This is a genomic window from Nocardioides pyridinolyticus, assembly GCF_054653575.1.
Genome location: NZ_BAAIFY010000006.1, coordinates 201,229 through 217,047, shown reverse-complemented (window position 1 = coordinate 217,047; position 15,819 = coordinate 201,229). Strand labels below are relative to the sequence as shown.

General features: G+C 71.9%; 12 protein-coding genes. 5 read left to right on the top strand and 7 right to left on the bottom strand.

All coding sequences use genetic code 11. The features are described 5' to 3' along the window. Positions 1–142: 142 nt before the first annotated feature. On the top strand, positions 143–1,585 hold the full coding sequence (locus ACYQ0U_RS08080; RefSeq protein ID WP_459971395.1) for an RNA polymerase sigma factor: 1,443 nt from the start codon (positions 143–145) through the stop codon (positions 1,583–1,585). A 35-nt stretch (positions 1,586–1,620) separates the two neighbouring features. Here ACYQ0U_RS08080 and ACYQ0U_RS08075 read toward each other — a convergent pair whose 3' ends face one another. The 3 genes from ACYQ0U_RS08075 to ACYQ0U_RS08065 all read right to left on the bottom strand — a co-directional run bounded on the left by ACYQ0U_RS08075 (position 1,621) and on the right by ACYQ0U_RS08065 (position 3,250). Next, complete coding sequence (locus ACYQ0U_RS08075; RefSeq protein WP_459971393.1) at positions 1,621–2,460, bottom strand: EamA family transporter; 840 nt, start codon at positions 2,458–2,460, stop codon at positions 1,621–1,623. After that, positions 2,457–2,933: a DUF456 domain-containing protein gene (locus ACYQ0U_RS08070; RefSeq protein ID WP_459971390.1), complete on the bottom strand. Its 477-nt coding sequence runs from the start codon at positions 2,931–2,933 to the stop codon at positions 2,457–2,459. The genes ACYQ0U_RS08075 and ACYQ0U_RS08070 overlap by 4 nt, the downstream gene beginning before the upstream one ends. Positions 2,934–3,016: 83 nt before the next feature. Then, on the bottom strand, positions 3,017–3,250 hold the full coding sequence (locus ACYQ0U_RS08065; protein ID WP_459971388.1) for a DUF7455 domain-containing protein: 234 nt from the start codon (positions 3,248–3,250) through the stop codon (positions 3,017–3,019). 380 nt (positions 3,251–3,630) lie between these two features. Here ACYQ0U_RS08065 and ACYQ0U_RS08060 point away from each other — a divergent pair, with 380 nt between their 5' ends. Then, positions 3,631–5,715 carry a DNA gyrase/topoisomerase IV subunit B gene (locus tag ACYQ0U_RS08060; RefSeq protein WP_459971421.1) on the top strand — a complete coding sequence of 695 codons (2,085 nt, stop codon included), beginning with the start codon at positions 3,631–3,633 and terminating at the stop codon, positions 5,713–5,715. Between the two features lie 126 nt (positions 5,716–5,841). On the opposite strand, the gene ACYQ0U_RS08055 is transcribed toward ACYQ0U_RS08060, so the two are convergent. The 4 genes from ACYQ0U_RS08055 to ACYQ0U_RS08040 are packed head-to-tail and all read right to left on the bottom strand — an operon-like array spanning position 5,842 to position 11,275. Next, positions 5,842–6,336, bottom strand: coding sequence for a beta-class carbonic anhydrase (locus ACYQ0U_RS08055; RefSeq protein WP_459971385.1), 495 nt, complete (start codon positions 6,334–6,336; stop codon positions 5,842–5,844). Between the two features lie 22 nt (positions 6,337–6,358). Further along, a complete protein-coding gene (locus ACYQ0U_RS08050) occupies positions 6,359–8,098 on the bottom strand; it encodes an MFS transporter (protein ID WP_459971383.1) in 1,740 nt (579 codons plus the stop codon). Beyond that, positions 8,095–8,796 carry an LppX_LprAFG lipoprotein gene (locus ACYQ0U_RS08045; RefSeq protein WP_459971381.1) on the bottom strand — a complete coding sequence of 234 codons (702 nt, stop codon included), beginning with the start codon at positions 8,794–8,796 and terminating at the stop codon, positions 8,095–8,097. The genes ACYQ0U_RS08050 and ACYQ0U_RS08045 overlap by 4 nt, the downstream gene beginning before the upstream one ends. Before the next feature lie 4 nt (positions 8,797–8,800). After that, positions 8,801–11,275 (bottom strand): DNA gyrase/topoisomerase IV subunit A, encoded by a 2,475-nt coding sequence (locus ACYQ0U_RS08040; protein WP_459971379.1) that lies wholly within the window; start codon positions 11,273–11,275, stop codon positions 8,801–8,803. 78 nt (positions 11,276–11,353) lie between these two features. Here ACYQ0U_RS08040 and ACYQ0U_RS08035 point away from each other — a divergent pair, with 78 nt between their 5' ends. Genes ACYQ0U_RS08035 through ACYQ0U_RS08025 form a run of 3 tightly spaced genes read left to right on the top strand, consistent with a single transcriptional unit; the run spans position 11,354 to position 15,817 of the window. Continuing rightward, on the top strand, positions 11,354–14,065 hold the full coding sequence (locus tag ACYQ0U_RS08035) for a bifunctional acetate--CoA ligase family protein/GNAT family N-acetyltransferase (RefSeq protein ID WP_459971377.1): 2,712 nt from the start codon (positions 11,354–11,356) through the stop codon (positions 14,063–14,065). 31 nt (positions 14,066–14,096) lie between these two features. Further along, on the top strand, positions 14,097–14,660 hold the full coding sequence (locus ACYQ0U_RS08030; protein ID WP_459971374.1) for a DUF5998 family protein: 564 nt from the start codon (positions 14,097–14,099) through the stop codon (positions 14,658–14,660). Beyond that, positions 14,657–15,817, top strand: coding sequence for an alkaline phosphatase family protein (locus ACYQ0U_RS08025; RefSeq protein WP_459971372.1), 1,161 nt, complete (start codon positions 14,657–14,659; stop codon positions 15,815–15,817). Before ACYQ0U_RS08030 ends, ACYQ0U_RS08025 begins: the two co-directional genes overlap by 4 nt. The last annotated feature ends 2 nt before the right edge of the window (positions 15,818–15,819 follow it).

Genomic DNA, 15,819 nt, shown 5'->3' with positions numbered 1-15,819 from the left:
ACCGGTCGGGCTGCATCGGGACCGCCGATCAGGGCGATTGCGGGGATCTCAGGGTGCCCGTGGCAGAATGAATCCCGCGGCTCTTGACGACACCGGGACGGGCCGCGCCCTTGATCAGGTTTGACCGTCGTTTCCACGAGAGGTGTTCGTGTCCTCGAACGCGCGCAAGATGCTTCCTGCCGAGGTGCTCACGCACCCTGCCGTCGTGGCCCTCATCGAGCGAGGTGCCCCCGCCGGCAGCATCACCCCCGAGGAGGTCCGGCAGGCCAGTGAGGACGCCGCCGTCGAGCCGCGCCACCTCAAGGCCCTGCTGGCGCACCTGAGTGTGCTGGGCATCCACGTCCAGATCCCCGCGACCAGCCGCGCCGTCGCCGCGACCTCCGCTCGCCAGACGACGACCGCGAAGACCGCGACCAAGAAGGCGGCGGCCAAGAAGCCGGCCGCCCCGGCGAAGAAGGCGGCCGCCCCGGCCGCCGACGCCGAGGCCGCGCCCGCGGAGGCGGAGGTCGTGATCGGCCCCGACGGCAAGAAGGTCCTCCCGGACATCCCGGACGAGCAGTTCGAGAAGGACGTCAAGTCCGACCCGACGATCGAGGAGGACGAGAAGGACGCGTCCTTCGTCGTCTCCGCGGCCGACGACACCGACGAGCCTGAGCAGCAGGTCATGGTCGCCGGTGCGACCGCCGACCCGGTCAAGGACTACCTCAAGCAGATCGGCAAGGTCCCGCTGCTCAACGCCGAGATGGAGGTCGAGCTCGCCAAGCGGATCGAGGCCGGCCTGTTCTCGGAGGAGAAGCTCGCCAAGGGCGGCAAGATCTCCCCGAAGGTGCTCGAGGAGCTCGAGTGGATCGCGGAGGACGGACGCCGCGCCAAGAACCACCTGCTCGAGGCCAACCTCCGCCTCGTCGTCTCGCTGGCCAAGCGCTACACCGGCCGCGGCATGCTGTTCCTGGACCTGATCCAGGAGGGCAACCTGGGCCTGATCCGTGCGGTCGAGAAGTTCGACTACACCAAGGGCTACAAGTTCTCGACGTACGCCACCTGGTGGATCCGGCAGGCCATCACCCGCGCCATGGCCGACCAGGCCCGCACCATCCGCATCCCGGTGCACATGGTCGAGGTCATCAACAAGCTGGCCCGCGTCCAGCGCCAGATGCTCCAGGACCTGGGCCGCGAGCCCACCCCGGAGGAGCTCGCCAAGGAGCTCGACATGACCCCCGAGAAGGTCATCGAGGTCCAGAAGTACGGCCGCGAGCCGATCTCGCTGCACACCCCGCTCGGCGAGGACGGCGACTCCGAGTTCGGTGACCTCATCGAGGACTCCGAGGCGATCGTCCCGGCCGACGCCGTGTCGTTCACGCTGCTCCAGGAGCAGCTCCACGCGGTCCTCGACACGCTCTCCGAGCGCGAGGCCGGCGTCGTCAGCATGCGGTTCGGCCTCACCGACGGCCAGCCGAAGACGCTCGACGAGATCGGCAAGGTGTACGGCGTCACGCGCGAGCGCATCCGCCAGATCGAGTCCAAGACGATGTCGAAGCTGCGGCACCCGTCGCGCTCGCAGGTCCTGCGCGACTACCTGGACTGACGGCTGGACGTCCTTCGGGACTGTTCGAACCAGAGTCAGCCGGCGGCCACCAGCACGACCGCGGCAGCGCACAGCACCATCCCGTAGCCCTGCATGCGGTGCACCTGCTCGCGGAGCACGGTGGCGGCGAGCAGCACGGTGAAGGCGGGGTAGAGCGACGTGATCACGGCCGCCACGGTGAGGTAGCCGTGCTGGGTCGCGACCAGGAACGAGCCGGTCGCGAGGGTGCCGAGCACGCCGCTGATCGCGCCGCCGAGGGCGTAGCGGTTGCGCGGCACCCAGTCGGCCCGCAGCGCGAGCGCCACGCCGACGATGGTCGCGGCGGCCATCAGTTGGTTGGCCGCCAGGGGCAGGAAGCCGGCCTCCTCGGGGATCTGCGCGAGCGCCGCGAAGAGCGTGCCGAAGCCGAGGCCGGCCAGGACGCCGTCGGCCAGGCCGCTGCCGCCGGCGGTGCCGGCGGCCGGCTGCTGGTCCGGCTCGCGGGAGACCAGCCAGATCGCGGGCAGGGCCAGCAGCACGCCCACCCACACCAGGGGGCCGGGCCGCTCCCCGCCGACCACCCCGACGACGACCGGCACGAGCACGGCCCCGACGCCCGAGACGGGCGCGACCACGCCCATCCGGCCCGCGGAGAGCCCGCGGTAGAGGAACGCCGTCCCGATGCCGTTGGCGACGCCGGCGACCAGCGCCCAGGCGAGGTCGGTGCCGGTGGGGGAGCCGCCGGTGACCAGCGCCACCGTCAGCACGACGGTGAACCCCGTCAGCTGGCCGAGGAGCGAGACCGCCCAGACGCCGCCGCGGCGGGAGAACAGGCCGCCGCTGAAGTCGCTCACGCCGTACGACACCGCGGCGAGCAGCGAGAGGAGCACGCTCACGTGGCGACGACCCCCGCGACCCACGTCCCGGTCGCCAGCAGTGCGAAGACCAGCTCGATCACGATGCTCCAGCCGACCGCCTTGAGGGAGTGGACGGTGGAGGGCCAGGCCCGGTCCGCGCCGACCCGGCGTAGCTCGGCGAGGTAGACGCCGACCACGAACCCCAGGAAGAGGCCGACGACCGGGATCACGAAGAACCCGACCACGCCGAGGGCGACCCCGATCCACTGCGTGGAGGCCGGGATGCCGGCGACCTGGAGCTGCCGGCCGGGGATGAGGTACTTCACCACGGCGCCGACCACGATGAGCGCGGCCGCGACCCCGAAGACCAGCCAGGCCGTCGTACCGCCGGTCACGACCGCCCAGACCAGGATGCCGCCGGCGACCAGCACGGAGCCGGGGAGGATCGGCACGAGGATGCCGACCAGGCCGACGGCGATGACGACGGCGACGAGGACCTCGGTCACGGACACGGGCTGATCCTAGGGACTCCGGACGACACAGCGGGGCCCCGGACGTGGTCCGGGGCCCCGCTGGAAGTCGGTACGGAGTCGGGTCAGCGCTCGTCGTCCGCGGCGCTGGCCGGGGTGCTGGAGAGCTTGTGGGTCTCGTCGACGACGTTGGCGGCGATCTCGCGGAGCTTGTCGCCGTGCTCCCGCGCGTGGTGGGCGCAGAAGAGCAGCTCACCGCCCGACTGGAGCTCGACGCGGAGGTAGGCCTGGGCTCCGCAACGGTCACAACGGTCCGCGGCGCTCAGCGCGGCGGTGCTGGGGGCAACTGCAGTGGTCACATCGGCCTCATTTCTCGTACTGCCTCGGTGTCTGGGTCAACGTACTGGCGGGTTCCAAGATTCCCTGTCGTGCGTGGCGCCGGACACGTCATCCAATCATGTGTTCTCTTCCCGTTCGGACGCTTTTCCATGCAATGGGCAACCGGATGTGAGGAGAACGACGCTCTGTGCTGAGTGTGACGCGGGTCCGGACCGTCTCGTTGCGGAATCGGGGCTCCCGAGCGCCGATCGTGTCCACATCGTGACAACCGCGGTGGTGCCTGGTGCTGCTCCGGGGAAGTGCTGCCCACGGTAGCCCCGGCGTCGGCAGGCGAGCCTTCATCGGGGTCCGGCGTGTCGCAGGTAGATTCGGAGCAGAGCACGGACCGGATTTCGCACAGCTGTCGCACCGCAGGAGCCCCACCATCGACAACACGTACAACGCAGCGCACCTCCTCGTCCTCGAGGGACTGGAGGCGGTGCGCAAGCGTCCCGGGATGTACATCGGCTCGACGGACACGCGCGGTCTCATGCACTGCCTGTGGGAGATCATCGACAACGGCGTGGACGAGGCACTGGCCGGCGCCGCGCACAGCGTCCAGGTGACACTGCACCCGGACGGCTCGGCCGAGGTCCACGACGACGGCCGCGGCATCCCGACCGACAAGGAGCCCAAGACCGGCCTCCCGGGCGTCGAGGTCGTGGCGACCAAGCTCCACGCGGGCGGCAAGTTCGGCGGCGGCTCGTACGTCGCCACCGGAGGCCTGCACGGCGTCGGCCTCTCGGTCGTCAACGCGCTGTCGGCGCGGATGGACATCGACGTCCAGCGCTCGCCGTCCGAGCAGGGCCTGTCGTTCCGGCACGGTGCCCCGGGCGTGTTCGCCGGCGAGGGCCCGGACGCGGCGTTCGAGCCGAAGTCCGGCCTGACCCGCAAGGGCGGCCGCGTCGCGAAGGGCAGGAGCGGGACCCGGATCCGGTTCTGGCCGGACCGCCGGATCTTCACCAAGGACGCCGCGTTCGTCTTCGACGAGCTGATCGGGCGCGCCCGCCAGACCTCGTTCATCGTCCCCGGCCTCGAGCTGGTGATCCGGGACCTGCGCGGCGAGACCCCGCGCGAGGAGAAGTTCCGCCACGACGGCGGCATCGCGGAGTTCGCCGACTTCCTCGCGCCCGACGAGCCGGTCACCGACATCATCCGGCTCCAGGGCGCCGACACCTTCACCGAGACGGTGCCGATGCTCGACGACAAGGGCCACATGACGCCCCAGGAGGTCGAGCGCGAGCTCCAGGTCGACGTCGCCGTCCGGTGGGGCACCGGCTACGAGACCGTGCTGCGGTCGTTCGTGAACGTGATCGCCACCCCCAAGGGCGGCACCCACGTCAGCGGCTTCGAGAGCGCGGTCACCAAGACGTTCAACGAGGCGATGAAGGCCACCAAGGTCCTCAAGGTCAACGACGACGACGTCATCAAGGACGACGTGCTCGAGGGCCTCACCGGGGTGGTGACCGTCCGGCTCGCGGAGCCGCAGTTCGAGGGCCAGACCAAGGAGATCCTCGGTACGCCGGCCGCGCGCACCGTCGTACGCCGCGTGGTGTCGGCCGAGCTCAAGAAGTTCCTGACCTCGACCAAGCGGGCCGAGAAGGCCCAGGCCAAGCTGGTCATGGAGAAGGTCGCCGGCGCGGCCAAGACCCGCGTCGCGGCGCGGCAGCACAAGGAGACCCAGCGCCGGAAGAACGCGCTGGAGTCCTCCGCCCTGCCCTCGAAGCTGGCCGACTGCCGGGCGACCGACAACGAGCGGACCGAGCTGTTCATCGTCGAGGGCGACTCGGCGCTCGGCACCGCCAAGCTCGCCCGCAACTCCGAGTTCCAGGCACTGCTGCCGATCCGCGGCAAGATCCTCAACGTCCAGAAGGCGTCGGTCGGCGACATGCTGAAGAACGCCGAGTGCGCCTCGATCATCCAGGTCGTCGGCGCCGGCTCGGGTCGGACCTTCGACCTGGAGGCGCGCCGCTACGGCCGGATCATCTTCATGGCCGACGCGGACTCCGACGGCGCGCACATCCGCTGCCTGCTGGCGACGCTGTTCTACAAGTACATGCCCGAGCTGATCACCGAGAAGCGGGTCTACACCGCCGTGCCTCCGCTGCACCGCATCGAGATCTCCAACCCGAAGAAGGGCATGGACAAGTACGTCTACACGTACTCCGACGCCGAGCTCCAGCGGACGCTGGCGGAGCTGAAGAAGAAGAACGTGCGCTGGAAGGACCCGGTCCAGCGTTACAAGGGCCTCGGCGAGATGGACGCCGACCAGCTGGCCGAGACCACGATGGACCCGCGCCACCGCACCCTGCGCCGGCTCACCATCGACGACGCCGACGCCGCGGCGAACATCTTCGAGCTGCTCATGGGCTCCGAGGTCGCCCCGCGCAAGGAGTTCATCGTCCAGGGCGCCTACGAGGTCGACATGGAGGCGCTCGACGCCTGATCCCTCACGTCGAGTTGGGCCATGTTCGCGTGCGAGAGGGGCGAAACTCCCGCCCGCCCGGGAGAACGGCCCAACTCGATTGCGAGGGGGCCCAACTCAACGGGGAGGGGGGCCCAACTCGACGGGTCAGACCAGCTGGTCGAGCAGGCCGGTGTCGACGTCGTAGAGGAAGCCGCCGACGAGGGTGGCGTCGGGGACGAGCGGGTGGGAGCGCACCTTCTGGACGTCCTCGCGGAGGGCGGCCGTCTGGTCCGCGACGACGGGGAAGGGCTGCCACGAGGCGTCCTGGCCGGCGGAGGCGGCGACGCGCTCGCGCAGCGCGGCCTCGGTGTTGCTGGCCACGGCGCAGCGGGTGTGCGGGACGATCAGCACCCGCTCCACGTTCAGCAGGTGGACGGCCAGCACGAGGGCCTCCATGGCCTCCGGCGTCACCCGGCCACCCGGGTTGCGGAAGATCTTGGCGTCGCCGGCCTTGAGGCCCAGCATCCGCAGCGGATCGATCCGCGAGTCCATGCAGGTCACGATCGCGACGCCCGCGTGGGCGACGCCGTCGAAGCCGGCGAGGTCGAAGGAGGCCGCGAACTCTTGGTTGGCGGCGAGCAGGTCATCGAAGCCGTCCACGAGCGGCGACGTTATCGGACGCTCATCCGGCCGCGCGCAGCAGGTCGCCGGTCGAGACGGCGCGGGTGGCCGCGCTGCGGAACAGGACGAGGGCGAGCACGCCGGCGACGACCGCGCACGCGGCGGCGCCGAGGAACACCGTCTGCTCCTGGGCGATGCCGGCGGTCTTGAGCAGCTCCGTGAACTCCGCGCACCGGGTCGAGTCGCCGCAGACCTCGCGGGCGGCGGGCAGGTCGGCCTGCTCGGCGTAGTAGCGGCGCAGCCCGATCGTGGTCAGGGCCGAGATGCCGACGAGCATGCCGACCATCCGCGACACCACCACGAACGCGCTGGCCAGGCCGTGCACGTCGTCGTCGGTGCTGGCCAGCACGGCGGCGTTCACCGGGGCGAGCGCGAGGCCGAAGCCGAGCCCGCCGAGCACCAGCGGCAGCGTCGCGACCGGGCTGTCCAGGCTCTCGAGGTCCCACGTCGACATCCAGAGGAAGCTGCCGGCCGCGGCCGCCATCCCGATCGCGGTGACGACCCCGGCGCCGACCGACCGGGTCAGCCAGCCGCCGATCACCGCGCCGACCGGCAGCGCGACCAGGAACCGCACCAGCACCAGCGCGGCCATCAGCTGGTCACCGGGGTAGATCGTGGTCCGCGCGAACAGCGGGATGTCGATGAGCGCGGCGATCAGCGCGGCGCCGACGAAGAAGCTGACCAGCATCGCTCCCCAGGCAGGGGTACGGCGCAGCGCGCCGGTCGGCACCAGCGGCACCTCGGCCCGGCGCAGGTGGAGCACGAAGGCGACGGCGGCGAGCGCGGCGCCGAGGAGGTACCAGAGCCCCTGGTCGGAGAAGACCTGGATCTTCGGGTCGGCGGTCGCGAAGGCGAGGATCACCCCGGACAGCGCGAGCGCGAGCAGCAGCGCGCCGAGCAGGTCGGCCGCGCGCATGGTGCGCACCCACTCGCGGACGTCGAGCAGCGGCCGCCGCGCGGTGCAGCAGCGGACCACGAGCAGCGCGCAGGCGAGGATCGCGGTGAGGCCCAGCGGCGTGAGCCAGCGCCCGTCGCCGAGGACGGGGATGAACAGCCGGCCCCATGTGAGGTCGCGCATCAGCTGGGACGGACGCACGCAGACGAGCGCCCCGGTGACCAGCGCGGCGCCCAGGAGCACGAGCCCGACCCAGTCGAAGCGGCGCAGGTCCCGCGGAGGGCGGTCCCCGGCCAGCGAGCGGATCGCGGCCGCGAGCACCAGGCCGACGGCGAGGTTGATCAGGAAGATCGCCCGCCAGTCGGCGACGGCGACCACGAGGGCGCCGAACAGCGGGCCGACCACGCTACCGAGCTCCTGGACGGCGGAGACGATGCCGAGCGGGACCCCGCGACGCTCGGCGGGGTAGAGGTCGGCGACCAGCGCGAGCGTGGCGGGCACCAGGCCGCCGCCCCCGACACCCTGGAGGAAGCGGCCGGTGACCATCGACGGCATGTCGTAGGCCAGCGTGGTGATCAGCGAGCCGACCGCGAACACCACGAGCGCGGCGACGAGGACCGGCACCCGGCCCCGCAGGTCGGCGATCCGGCCGATGAGCGGCAGCATGGCGACGTAGCCGAGCAGGAAGCCGGACACGATCGGGGCCGCGCGCTGGAGCTCGTCGACCGGGATGCCGGAGCTGGCCATCATCTCCGGCAGCGCGAGGACGACCACGTAGGTGTCCGCCGCCGCGAAGGCCACGGCGACTGCGGCAAGTCCGAGCAGCCAGCGCGGCGAGCGCGTCATGGCGCGGTGATGTCCTGCTCGGTGCCGTAGTCCTCGAAGGTCACGACGTAGCTCATCGGCTCGGAGTCCGCGTAGAAGACGCCGGTGAGCCGGGCCGCACGGAGCTCGTCGTCGTCGTCGGTGATCGTGTAGACGACGTCGAAGTCCCCGGACGCGGTCGGGATGACGTGCTGCATCACCTCGCCGGTGACGGAGCCGGAGTACTCGGTGAGCACCTCGCTGTTGTCGTCGCCGCCCCGGACGCTGTTGCCCCGCTCGAGGCCGGTGGTCTCGCTCAGGAGCGTGGAGAGGCCGGCGTCGGGGTTCATCAGCTGCGCCGGGTCCGGCGCGCCGTAGTCGGCCGGGTCGACGTCCTGGAAGCCGCTGGTGAACGGCAGCTCGGCGTAGACCGTGCCGTCGACCGCGACGACCGGGACCTCGACGGCCTGGCCGAGCAGGTTGACCGTGATCGTGCCCTCGAACGCCGGCGCGTGCGTGGCCACGCCCTGGGCCTTCTCCACGCCGGTCACGCCGTCGGGGAGGTTGTCGGTCGCGAGGGTGAGGTGCACCCCGCTGGTCTCGTCGAGCGTGGTCTTCGCGGCGGCGAGCACGTCCTCGGGAGGCGTGTCGTCGGCCGAGCTGTCGTCGCCGCCGCACGCGGTGACGGCGGCGAGGAGAACGCCGACGGCCAGGGCCGAGGTGAGTCGGGGTCTGCGCACCGGGTCAGCCTTCCACACGGACGCGAGCGGCGACCGGGCCCGCGCACGCCGCGATCGGCTGGCTGCCGGGCACGCCGGAGCCGTCGCGCTTGCCGGTCGCCTCGGGCAGGTCGACGGGGGCGCCACTGGCCGCGGCCGCCCGCGCGGGCGCCGTGCCGGCCCAGGCCAGGACCAGCGCGTCCTCGCCCTTGAGGAACCGGTGGCAGCGGACGCCGCCGGTGGCGCGGCCCTTGGCAGGGTACTCCGAGAACGGCGTGACCTTGAGCGAGCCCGGCTCGGTGCCGGGCAGCGCGGTCGAGGAGCCGGACGAGGTGACCACCACCGAGCCCTCGGGCGCGTCGGGGTCGATCGCACCGAAGAACACGACCCGCTCGCCGCCGGTGACCCGGATGCCGGCGATGCCGCCGCCGGAGCGCCCCTGCGGGCGGACCGCGTCGGCGCCGAAGTGCAGCAGCTGGGCGTCGGACGTGATGAAGCACAGCGTCTCGCGGCCGGTGGTGAGCTCGACCGCGCCGACGACCTCGTCGCCGTCGGCGAGCCGGATGACCTCCCACTCGTCCTTGCCGAGCACCTCGGGGTTGACCCGCTTCACGGTGCCCTGGCGGGTGCCGAGCGCGAGCCCGGGGCCCTCGGTGGCGAGCGTGCACAGCCCGAGCAGGCGCTCGCCCGGCTCGAGCGCGAGGATCTCGCTCACCGGGAGGCCGCCCGCGAGGTGCGGGTCGTTGGCGGTGTCGGGCAGCTGCGGCAGCTCGAGCACGCCGATCTTGACCAGCCGGCCGGCGCTCGTCAGGCCGCCGACCTCGCCGCGCGCGGTCGCGCGGACCGCCGAGACCACCACGTCGTGGTTGGCCCGGCCGCCGCCCTGACCGGGCTGCTCGGCGTTCGCGGTGCGGGCGAGGAGCCCGGAGGAGGAGAGGTAGACCAGGCACGGGTCGTCCGCGACCTCGAGGGGTACGGCGGCCGCGGTGACCGCCGTGCCGGCGGACTCGAGCAGCACCGTGCGGCGCGGGGTGCCGAAGGTCTTCGCGACCTCGGCCAGCTCGTCGGAGACGACCTTCCAGCGCAGCTTCTCGTCGCCCAGGATCGCGTCGAGCGCCTCGATCGTCGCGCGCAGCTCGTCCTGCTCCTTCTCCAGCTCGATGCGGGAGAACTTCGTGAGCCGGCGCAGCGGCATGTCGAGGATGTAGTCGGTCTGGGCCTCCGACAGGTCGAAGACCGACATCAGCCGCTCCTTCGCGGCGGCGGCGTTGTCGCTGGAGCGGATCAGCTGGATGACCTCGTCGATGTCGAGGATCGCCAGGAGCAGGCCCTCGACGAGGTGCAGGCGGTCGGCGGCCTTGCCGCGGCGGAAGACCGAGCGCCGGCGGACGACCTCGAACCGGTGGTCGAGGAAGACCTGCAGCATCTCCTTGAGCGACAGCGTGCGCGGCTGGCCGTCGACCAGCGCGACCGCGTTGATGCCGAAGGTGTCCTCCATGGGCGTCAGCTTGTAGAGCTGCTCGAGCAGCGCCTCCGGCACGAAGCCGTTCTTGACCTCGATCACCAGCCGGAGCCCGTTCTCGCGGTCGGTGAGGTCCTTGATGTCGGAGATGCCCTGGAGCTTCTTGCCCTGGACGAGCGTCTTGATCCGCTCGACGACCTTCTCGGTGCCGACGCCGTAGGGCAGCTCGGTGACCACGATGCCCTTGCGGCGGTTGGTGATCGCCTCGACCCGCGCGGTGGCCCGCATGCGGAACGTGCCGCGGCCGGTCTCGTAGGCGTCGCGGATGCCGTCAAGCCCCACGATCTTGCCGCCGGTGGGGAGGTCGGGGCCGGGGATGAACCGCATCAGGTCGTCCACGCCGGCCCGGGGGTGGGTGATCAGGTGGCGCAGCGCCTGGACGACCTCGACCAGGTTGTGCGGCGCGCAGTTCGTGGCCATGCCGACCGCGATGCCCGTCGTCCCGTTGACGACGAGGTTGGGGATCGCCGAGGGCAGCACGCCGGGCTCGAACTCGCGGGAGTCGTAGTTGGGGCGGAAGTCGACAGTGTCCTCGTCGATCGACGCGGTCATCGCGACGGCGGGCGGCGCCATCCGGCACTCGGTGTAGCGCATCGCGGCGGGGGAGTCGTCGGGCGAGCCGAAGTTGCCGTGGCCGTCGATCATCGGCAGCCGCATCGACCACGGCTGGGCCAGGCGGACCAGCGCGTCGTAGATCGCGCCGTCGCCGTGCGGGTGCAGCCGGCCCATCACCTCGCCGACGACGCGGGCGCTCTTGACGTGGCCGCGGTCGGGCCGCAGGCCCATGTCGTTCATCGTGAACAGGATCCGTCGCTGGACCGGCTTCAGCCCGTCCCGGGCGTCCGGCAGCGCGCGGGAGTAGATGACGGAGTAGGCGTACTCGAGGAACGACGACTCCATCTCCTGCTTGATGTCGGTGTCGAGGATGTGCTCCTCGAAGTCGTCGGGAAGGTCCTGCTTCGTCGTACGCCGTGCCATGCCTGTGATCCTCTCAACCTCCACCGACCGAAACGGCACGGCCACGCCGTCTTCACCCGGGCAGGCTAGATTTCAGGCGTGAGCGAGACCACGGATGTCGCAGTGGACATAGCCGCGCCCCCGAAGCACTGGGAGGCCGACGTCCTGCTCCGCGACGGCCGCACGGCGCACATCAGGCCGATCCGGCCCGACGACAAGGACCTGTTCGTCGAGTTCTACAGCCGGGTCTCCGACCAGTCGAAGTACTACCGGTTCTTCTCCCCGATGCCGCGGCTCTCCGAGCGCGACCTCGCCCGGTTCATCAACGTCGACCACGTGAAGCGGGTCGCCTTCGTGCTGACCCTGCAGGGGCGGATCATCGCCGTGGGCCGGTACGACGAGGTCAAGCCCGGTGAGGCCGAGGTGGCGTTCCTCGTGGAGGACCAGCACCAGGGCCGCGGGATCGGGCAACTGCTGCTCGAGCACCTCGCCCAGGCCGGCCGCGAGCGGGGCATCGACCGGTTCATCGCGGAGGTCCTCCCGGACAACGCCCGGATGATCCAGACCTTCCGCGACGCCGGCTACCGCGTGGTGAGCGAGTACGAGGAGGGCGTCCTCCAGCTGGAGTTCTCCATCGACCCGACCGACACCGCGATCGGCGTGATGATGAGCCGCGAGCACCGCGCGGAGGCCGCGTCGATCGAGAAGTTCTTCAAGCCGCGCTCGGTCGCGGTCATCGGCGCGAGCCGCCGCCAGGAGACCATCGGCCAGGCGCTGGTGCGCAACCTGGTGACCGGCGACTTCACCGGCCGCGTGTACGCCGTGAACCCCAGCGCGAACGCGGTGAGCGGCCTGCCGACGTACAAGACCGTCGGCGACATCCCCGACGACGTCGACGTCGCGATCGTCGCCGTGCCCGCGGAGTCGGTGCAGGACGTCGTGCTCGACTGCGCCGCCAAGGGCGTGCACGGGCTGGTCGTGATCTCGTCGGGCTTCGCCGAGACCGGTGAGGAGGGCCGGGTCCGGCAGCGCAAGCTGGTCGGGCTCTCGCGCTCCTACGGGCTGCGGCTGATCGGCCCGAACGCGCTGGGCATCATCAACACCCAGAGCGACGTCTCGCTCAACGCCTCGCTCTCGCCGCTGATGCCGCCCCGCGGCCGCGCCGGCTTCTTCTGCCAGTCCGGCGCCCTGGGCACCGCGATCCTGGAGAAGGTCTACAACCGCGGCCTCGGCCTCTCGACGTTCGTCAGCGCGGGCAACCGCGCCGACGTCTCCGGCAACGACCTCCTCCAGTACTGGGAGGAGGACGACTCGACCGAGGTCGTCCTGCTCTACCTGGAGTCCATCGGCAACCCGCGCAAGTTCTCCCGGATCGCGCGGCGGGTCTCGCTGCGCAAGCCGATCATCGCGGTCCGCTCCGGCCGGACCACGCAGGGCGTGCCGATGGGCCACGCGGTCCGCCAGATCGCCGCCCCGCCGGCCGCGGTCGACGCGATGTTCCGCCAGGCCGGCGTGATCCAGGTCGACACGCTCGAGGAGATGTTCGACGTCGCCCAGCTGCTGGCCCACCAGCCGTTGCCCCGCGGGCGCCGGGTCGCGATCGTCGGCAACTCCGACGCGCTGGGCCTGCTCGCCGCGGACGCCGCCGCCGCGGTCGGGCTCGTGGTCAACAAGTCCACGGCGCTGGGCACCGACGCGGGCGCGGAGGACTTCGAGGACGCCCTCGACGCGGCCATCGACGACCCCGAGATCGACTCGGTGGTCGCGGTCTACGTGCCGCCGATCAACGTGTCCGGCGAGGACGTCGCCAACGTGCTCGCCGCGGTCGGCGAGCAGTCCGACAAGCCGCTGGTCTCCTCCTTCCTCGGCGCCGAGGGCGTCCCCGAGCTGCTGCGCGTCCCCGACGTCGCCGGCTCGACCGCGGGCCGCGGCTCGGTCCCGTCCTACCCGGGCGTGGAGGCGGCGGTCCGGGCGCTCGCCCGGGTCGTGGACTACGCCGTCTGGCTGCGCACCCCCGACGGCTCGCCCGCCGACCCCGCGGAGGTCGACGCCGCGGCGGCGAGGCGGCTGGTCAACGAGCTGCTCTCGGCCCACCCCGAGGGGGTCGAGCTCGACGCCGACACGCTCACGAGGCTGCTGGCGGCGTACGGCATCGAGCTCTGGCAGACCCGGCCGGTCTCCTCGCGCGAGGAGGCCGTGGCCGCCGGCGAGGCTCTCGGGTGGGACGTCGTGCTCAAGGCGACCGCCGAGCACCTGCGCGAGCGGCCCGACCAGGCCCACGTGTGGCGCAACATCGACAACGCCGAGGAGATGCGCGACGCCTGGGACTCGCTGTCGAAGCTCATCACCAACCCCGAGCACGCCGGGTTCGTCGTCCAGAAGAACTCCCGCCCCGGGGTGCCCGTGGCGATCCGCAGCATCGAGGACCCGCTGTTCGGCCCGGTCGTCTCGTTCGGCATCGCCGGCCCGCTCACCGAGCTGCTGGCCGACAAGGCCTACCGGATCCCGCCGTTGGGGGAGCGCGACGCCGCCTCGATGGTGCGCGAGATCAAGTCGGCGCCGATGCTCTTCGGCTACCGCGGCAGCGAGGTCGTCGACGTCGCGGAGGTGGAGCGGCTGATCCAGCGGGTCGCGCAGCTCCAGAACGACCTGCCGCAGATCAGCTCCCTGGAGCTGTCGCTGGTCCTCGCCGGGGCCGACGGCGCGACGGTGCTCACGGCCGCCGCCCGCGTCGACCCGGTCACCGACCCGCGGTCGGACTGGTTCGTCCGTCGCCTCGCCACACCCGCGGGGGACACGCTGCCGCAGTGACCCACCCCCGGTGCGTGCAAGACTGGCCGTCATGCGGAGCAGCAGGACCCCGGAGCTCAGGGACGCCATCGACCGGACCGGGTACTACCCGGACGTCGTCGCGGAGGGCGTCGACGCGGCCGTCGCGGGGGAGCAGGTGGTGTCGTTCTTCGTGCACCACGAGCCGACCTTCGACCGGGACGAGGTGCGCCGCCACCTGTCCGTCGTGGTGCTCACGCCGACCCGGCTGATCATCGCGCACACCGACGAGCACGAGGGCGACGACCTGCTGCCCGAGCCGTACACGTCGACCTCGACCGAGGCGGTCTCGCTGTCCTCGGTGAAGTCCGTGGTCGTCACCCGCATGATCGCCAACCCGACCGCCGGGCCGAGCCGGCCGGCCGAGGCGGTCGTGACCATCGGGTGGGGCGGGGTGAGCCGGGTCGACCTCGAGCCGGCCGGCTGCTCGGACCCGAACTGCGACGCCGACCACGGCTACACGGGCGTGCTCGCCTCCGACGACTTCTCGCTGCGGGTCTCGTCCGCGGCCGACGGGGCCGAGGCCGTGAACCGGCTGCTGGCCTTCGCGGAGTCGCTCTCCGCCCGGACGCAGTGACCGCCTTCCTCGAGCCCGCCTACGGCTCGAGGTCGCTCGGCGACGTGGTGCCCGCGGTCGGCGCGGCGCTCGGCCTGCCGCTGAACGTGGCGGGTGGTCCTGCTGGTGGTCCTGCTGGTGGTCCTGCTGGTGGTGGGGTCGGCCTCGAGCTCCCCGACGCGTCGGCGTACGTCGTCTTCCTCGTCGACGGCCTGGGCGCCCGGCTGCTGGAGAGCCACGCGCACGCCGCGCCGTTCCTCGCCTCGCAGCTGACCGAGCAGGCGACCGCGACCGCCGGCGTGCCGTCCACGACGGCGACCAGCCTGACGTCGTTCGGCACCGGGCTGACCCCGGGCGCGCACGGGCTCGTCGGCTTCACGTCGCGGGTCCCCGGCACCGACAAGCTGCTCAACGCGCTGTGGTGGGACAAGGACGTCGACCCGGTCGAGTGGCAGCCGCACCCGACCGCGTTCTCGCGGCTGCGCGAGCTCGGCGCGACCGTGACCGTGGTCAACAAGCGGGAGTTCGAGGACTCCGGGCTGACGATGGCCGCGCACCGGGGGGCGGACTACGTCGGCGCCGACAAGGTCGGCGAGCGGATCGCCGCCGCGGTCGCCGCGTCCCGCGAGCCCGCGTCGCTCACCTACCTCTACGACTCCGACCTCGACTGGACCGGCCACAAGTGGGGCGTCGCGTCCCACCAGTGGCTGCAGCAGCTCGCGATGGTCGACGCCGAGGCCGAGCAGCTGCGCGAGACCCTGCCGCCGTCGGTGCGGCTGCTCGTCGTCGCCGACCACGGCATGGTCGACTCCTCGCCCGCCTCGCGGGTCGACATCGACGAGCACGCCGAGCTGCGGGACGGCGTCGCCCTGCTGGGCGGCGAGGCGCGCTTCCGCCACCTCTACTGCCACAACGGCGCCGTCGCCGACGTCGTCGCCACCTGGACCGCCGTGCTCGGGCCGCGGGCGACCGTGCTCACCCGGGCGCAGGCGATCGAGCGCGGCTGGTTCGGCGCCGTCGCGCCGTCGGTCCTTCCCCGCCTGGGCGACGTGGTCGTCGCGGCCCACGACGACCTGGCCGTGCTCTCCTCGGTCGACTTCCCCTACGAGGCCTCGCTGGTCGGCCTCCACGGCTCGCTCACGCCCGACGAGATGCTGATCCCGCTGCTGGTGAGCTGAGC

Coding starts and splice junctions, on each gene's coding strand:
- ACYQ0U_RS08040 (WP_459971379.1), bottom strand. CDS start 11,275: ATGGCACGGCGTACGACGAAGCAGGACCTTCCCGACGACTTCGAGGAG.
- ACYQ0U_RS08030 (WP_459971374.1), top strand. CDS start 14,097: ATGCGGAGCAGCAGGACCCCGGAGCTCAGGGACGCCATCGACCGGACC.
- ACYQ0U_RS08050 (WP_459971383.1), bottom strand. CDS start 8,098: ATGACGCGCTCGCCGCGCTGGCTGCTCGGACTTGCCGCAGTCGCCGTG.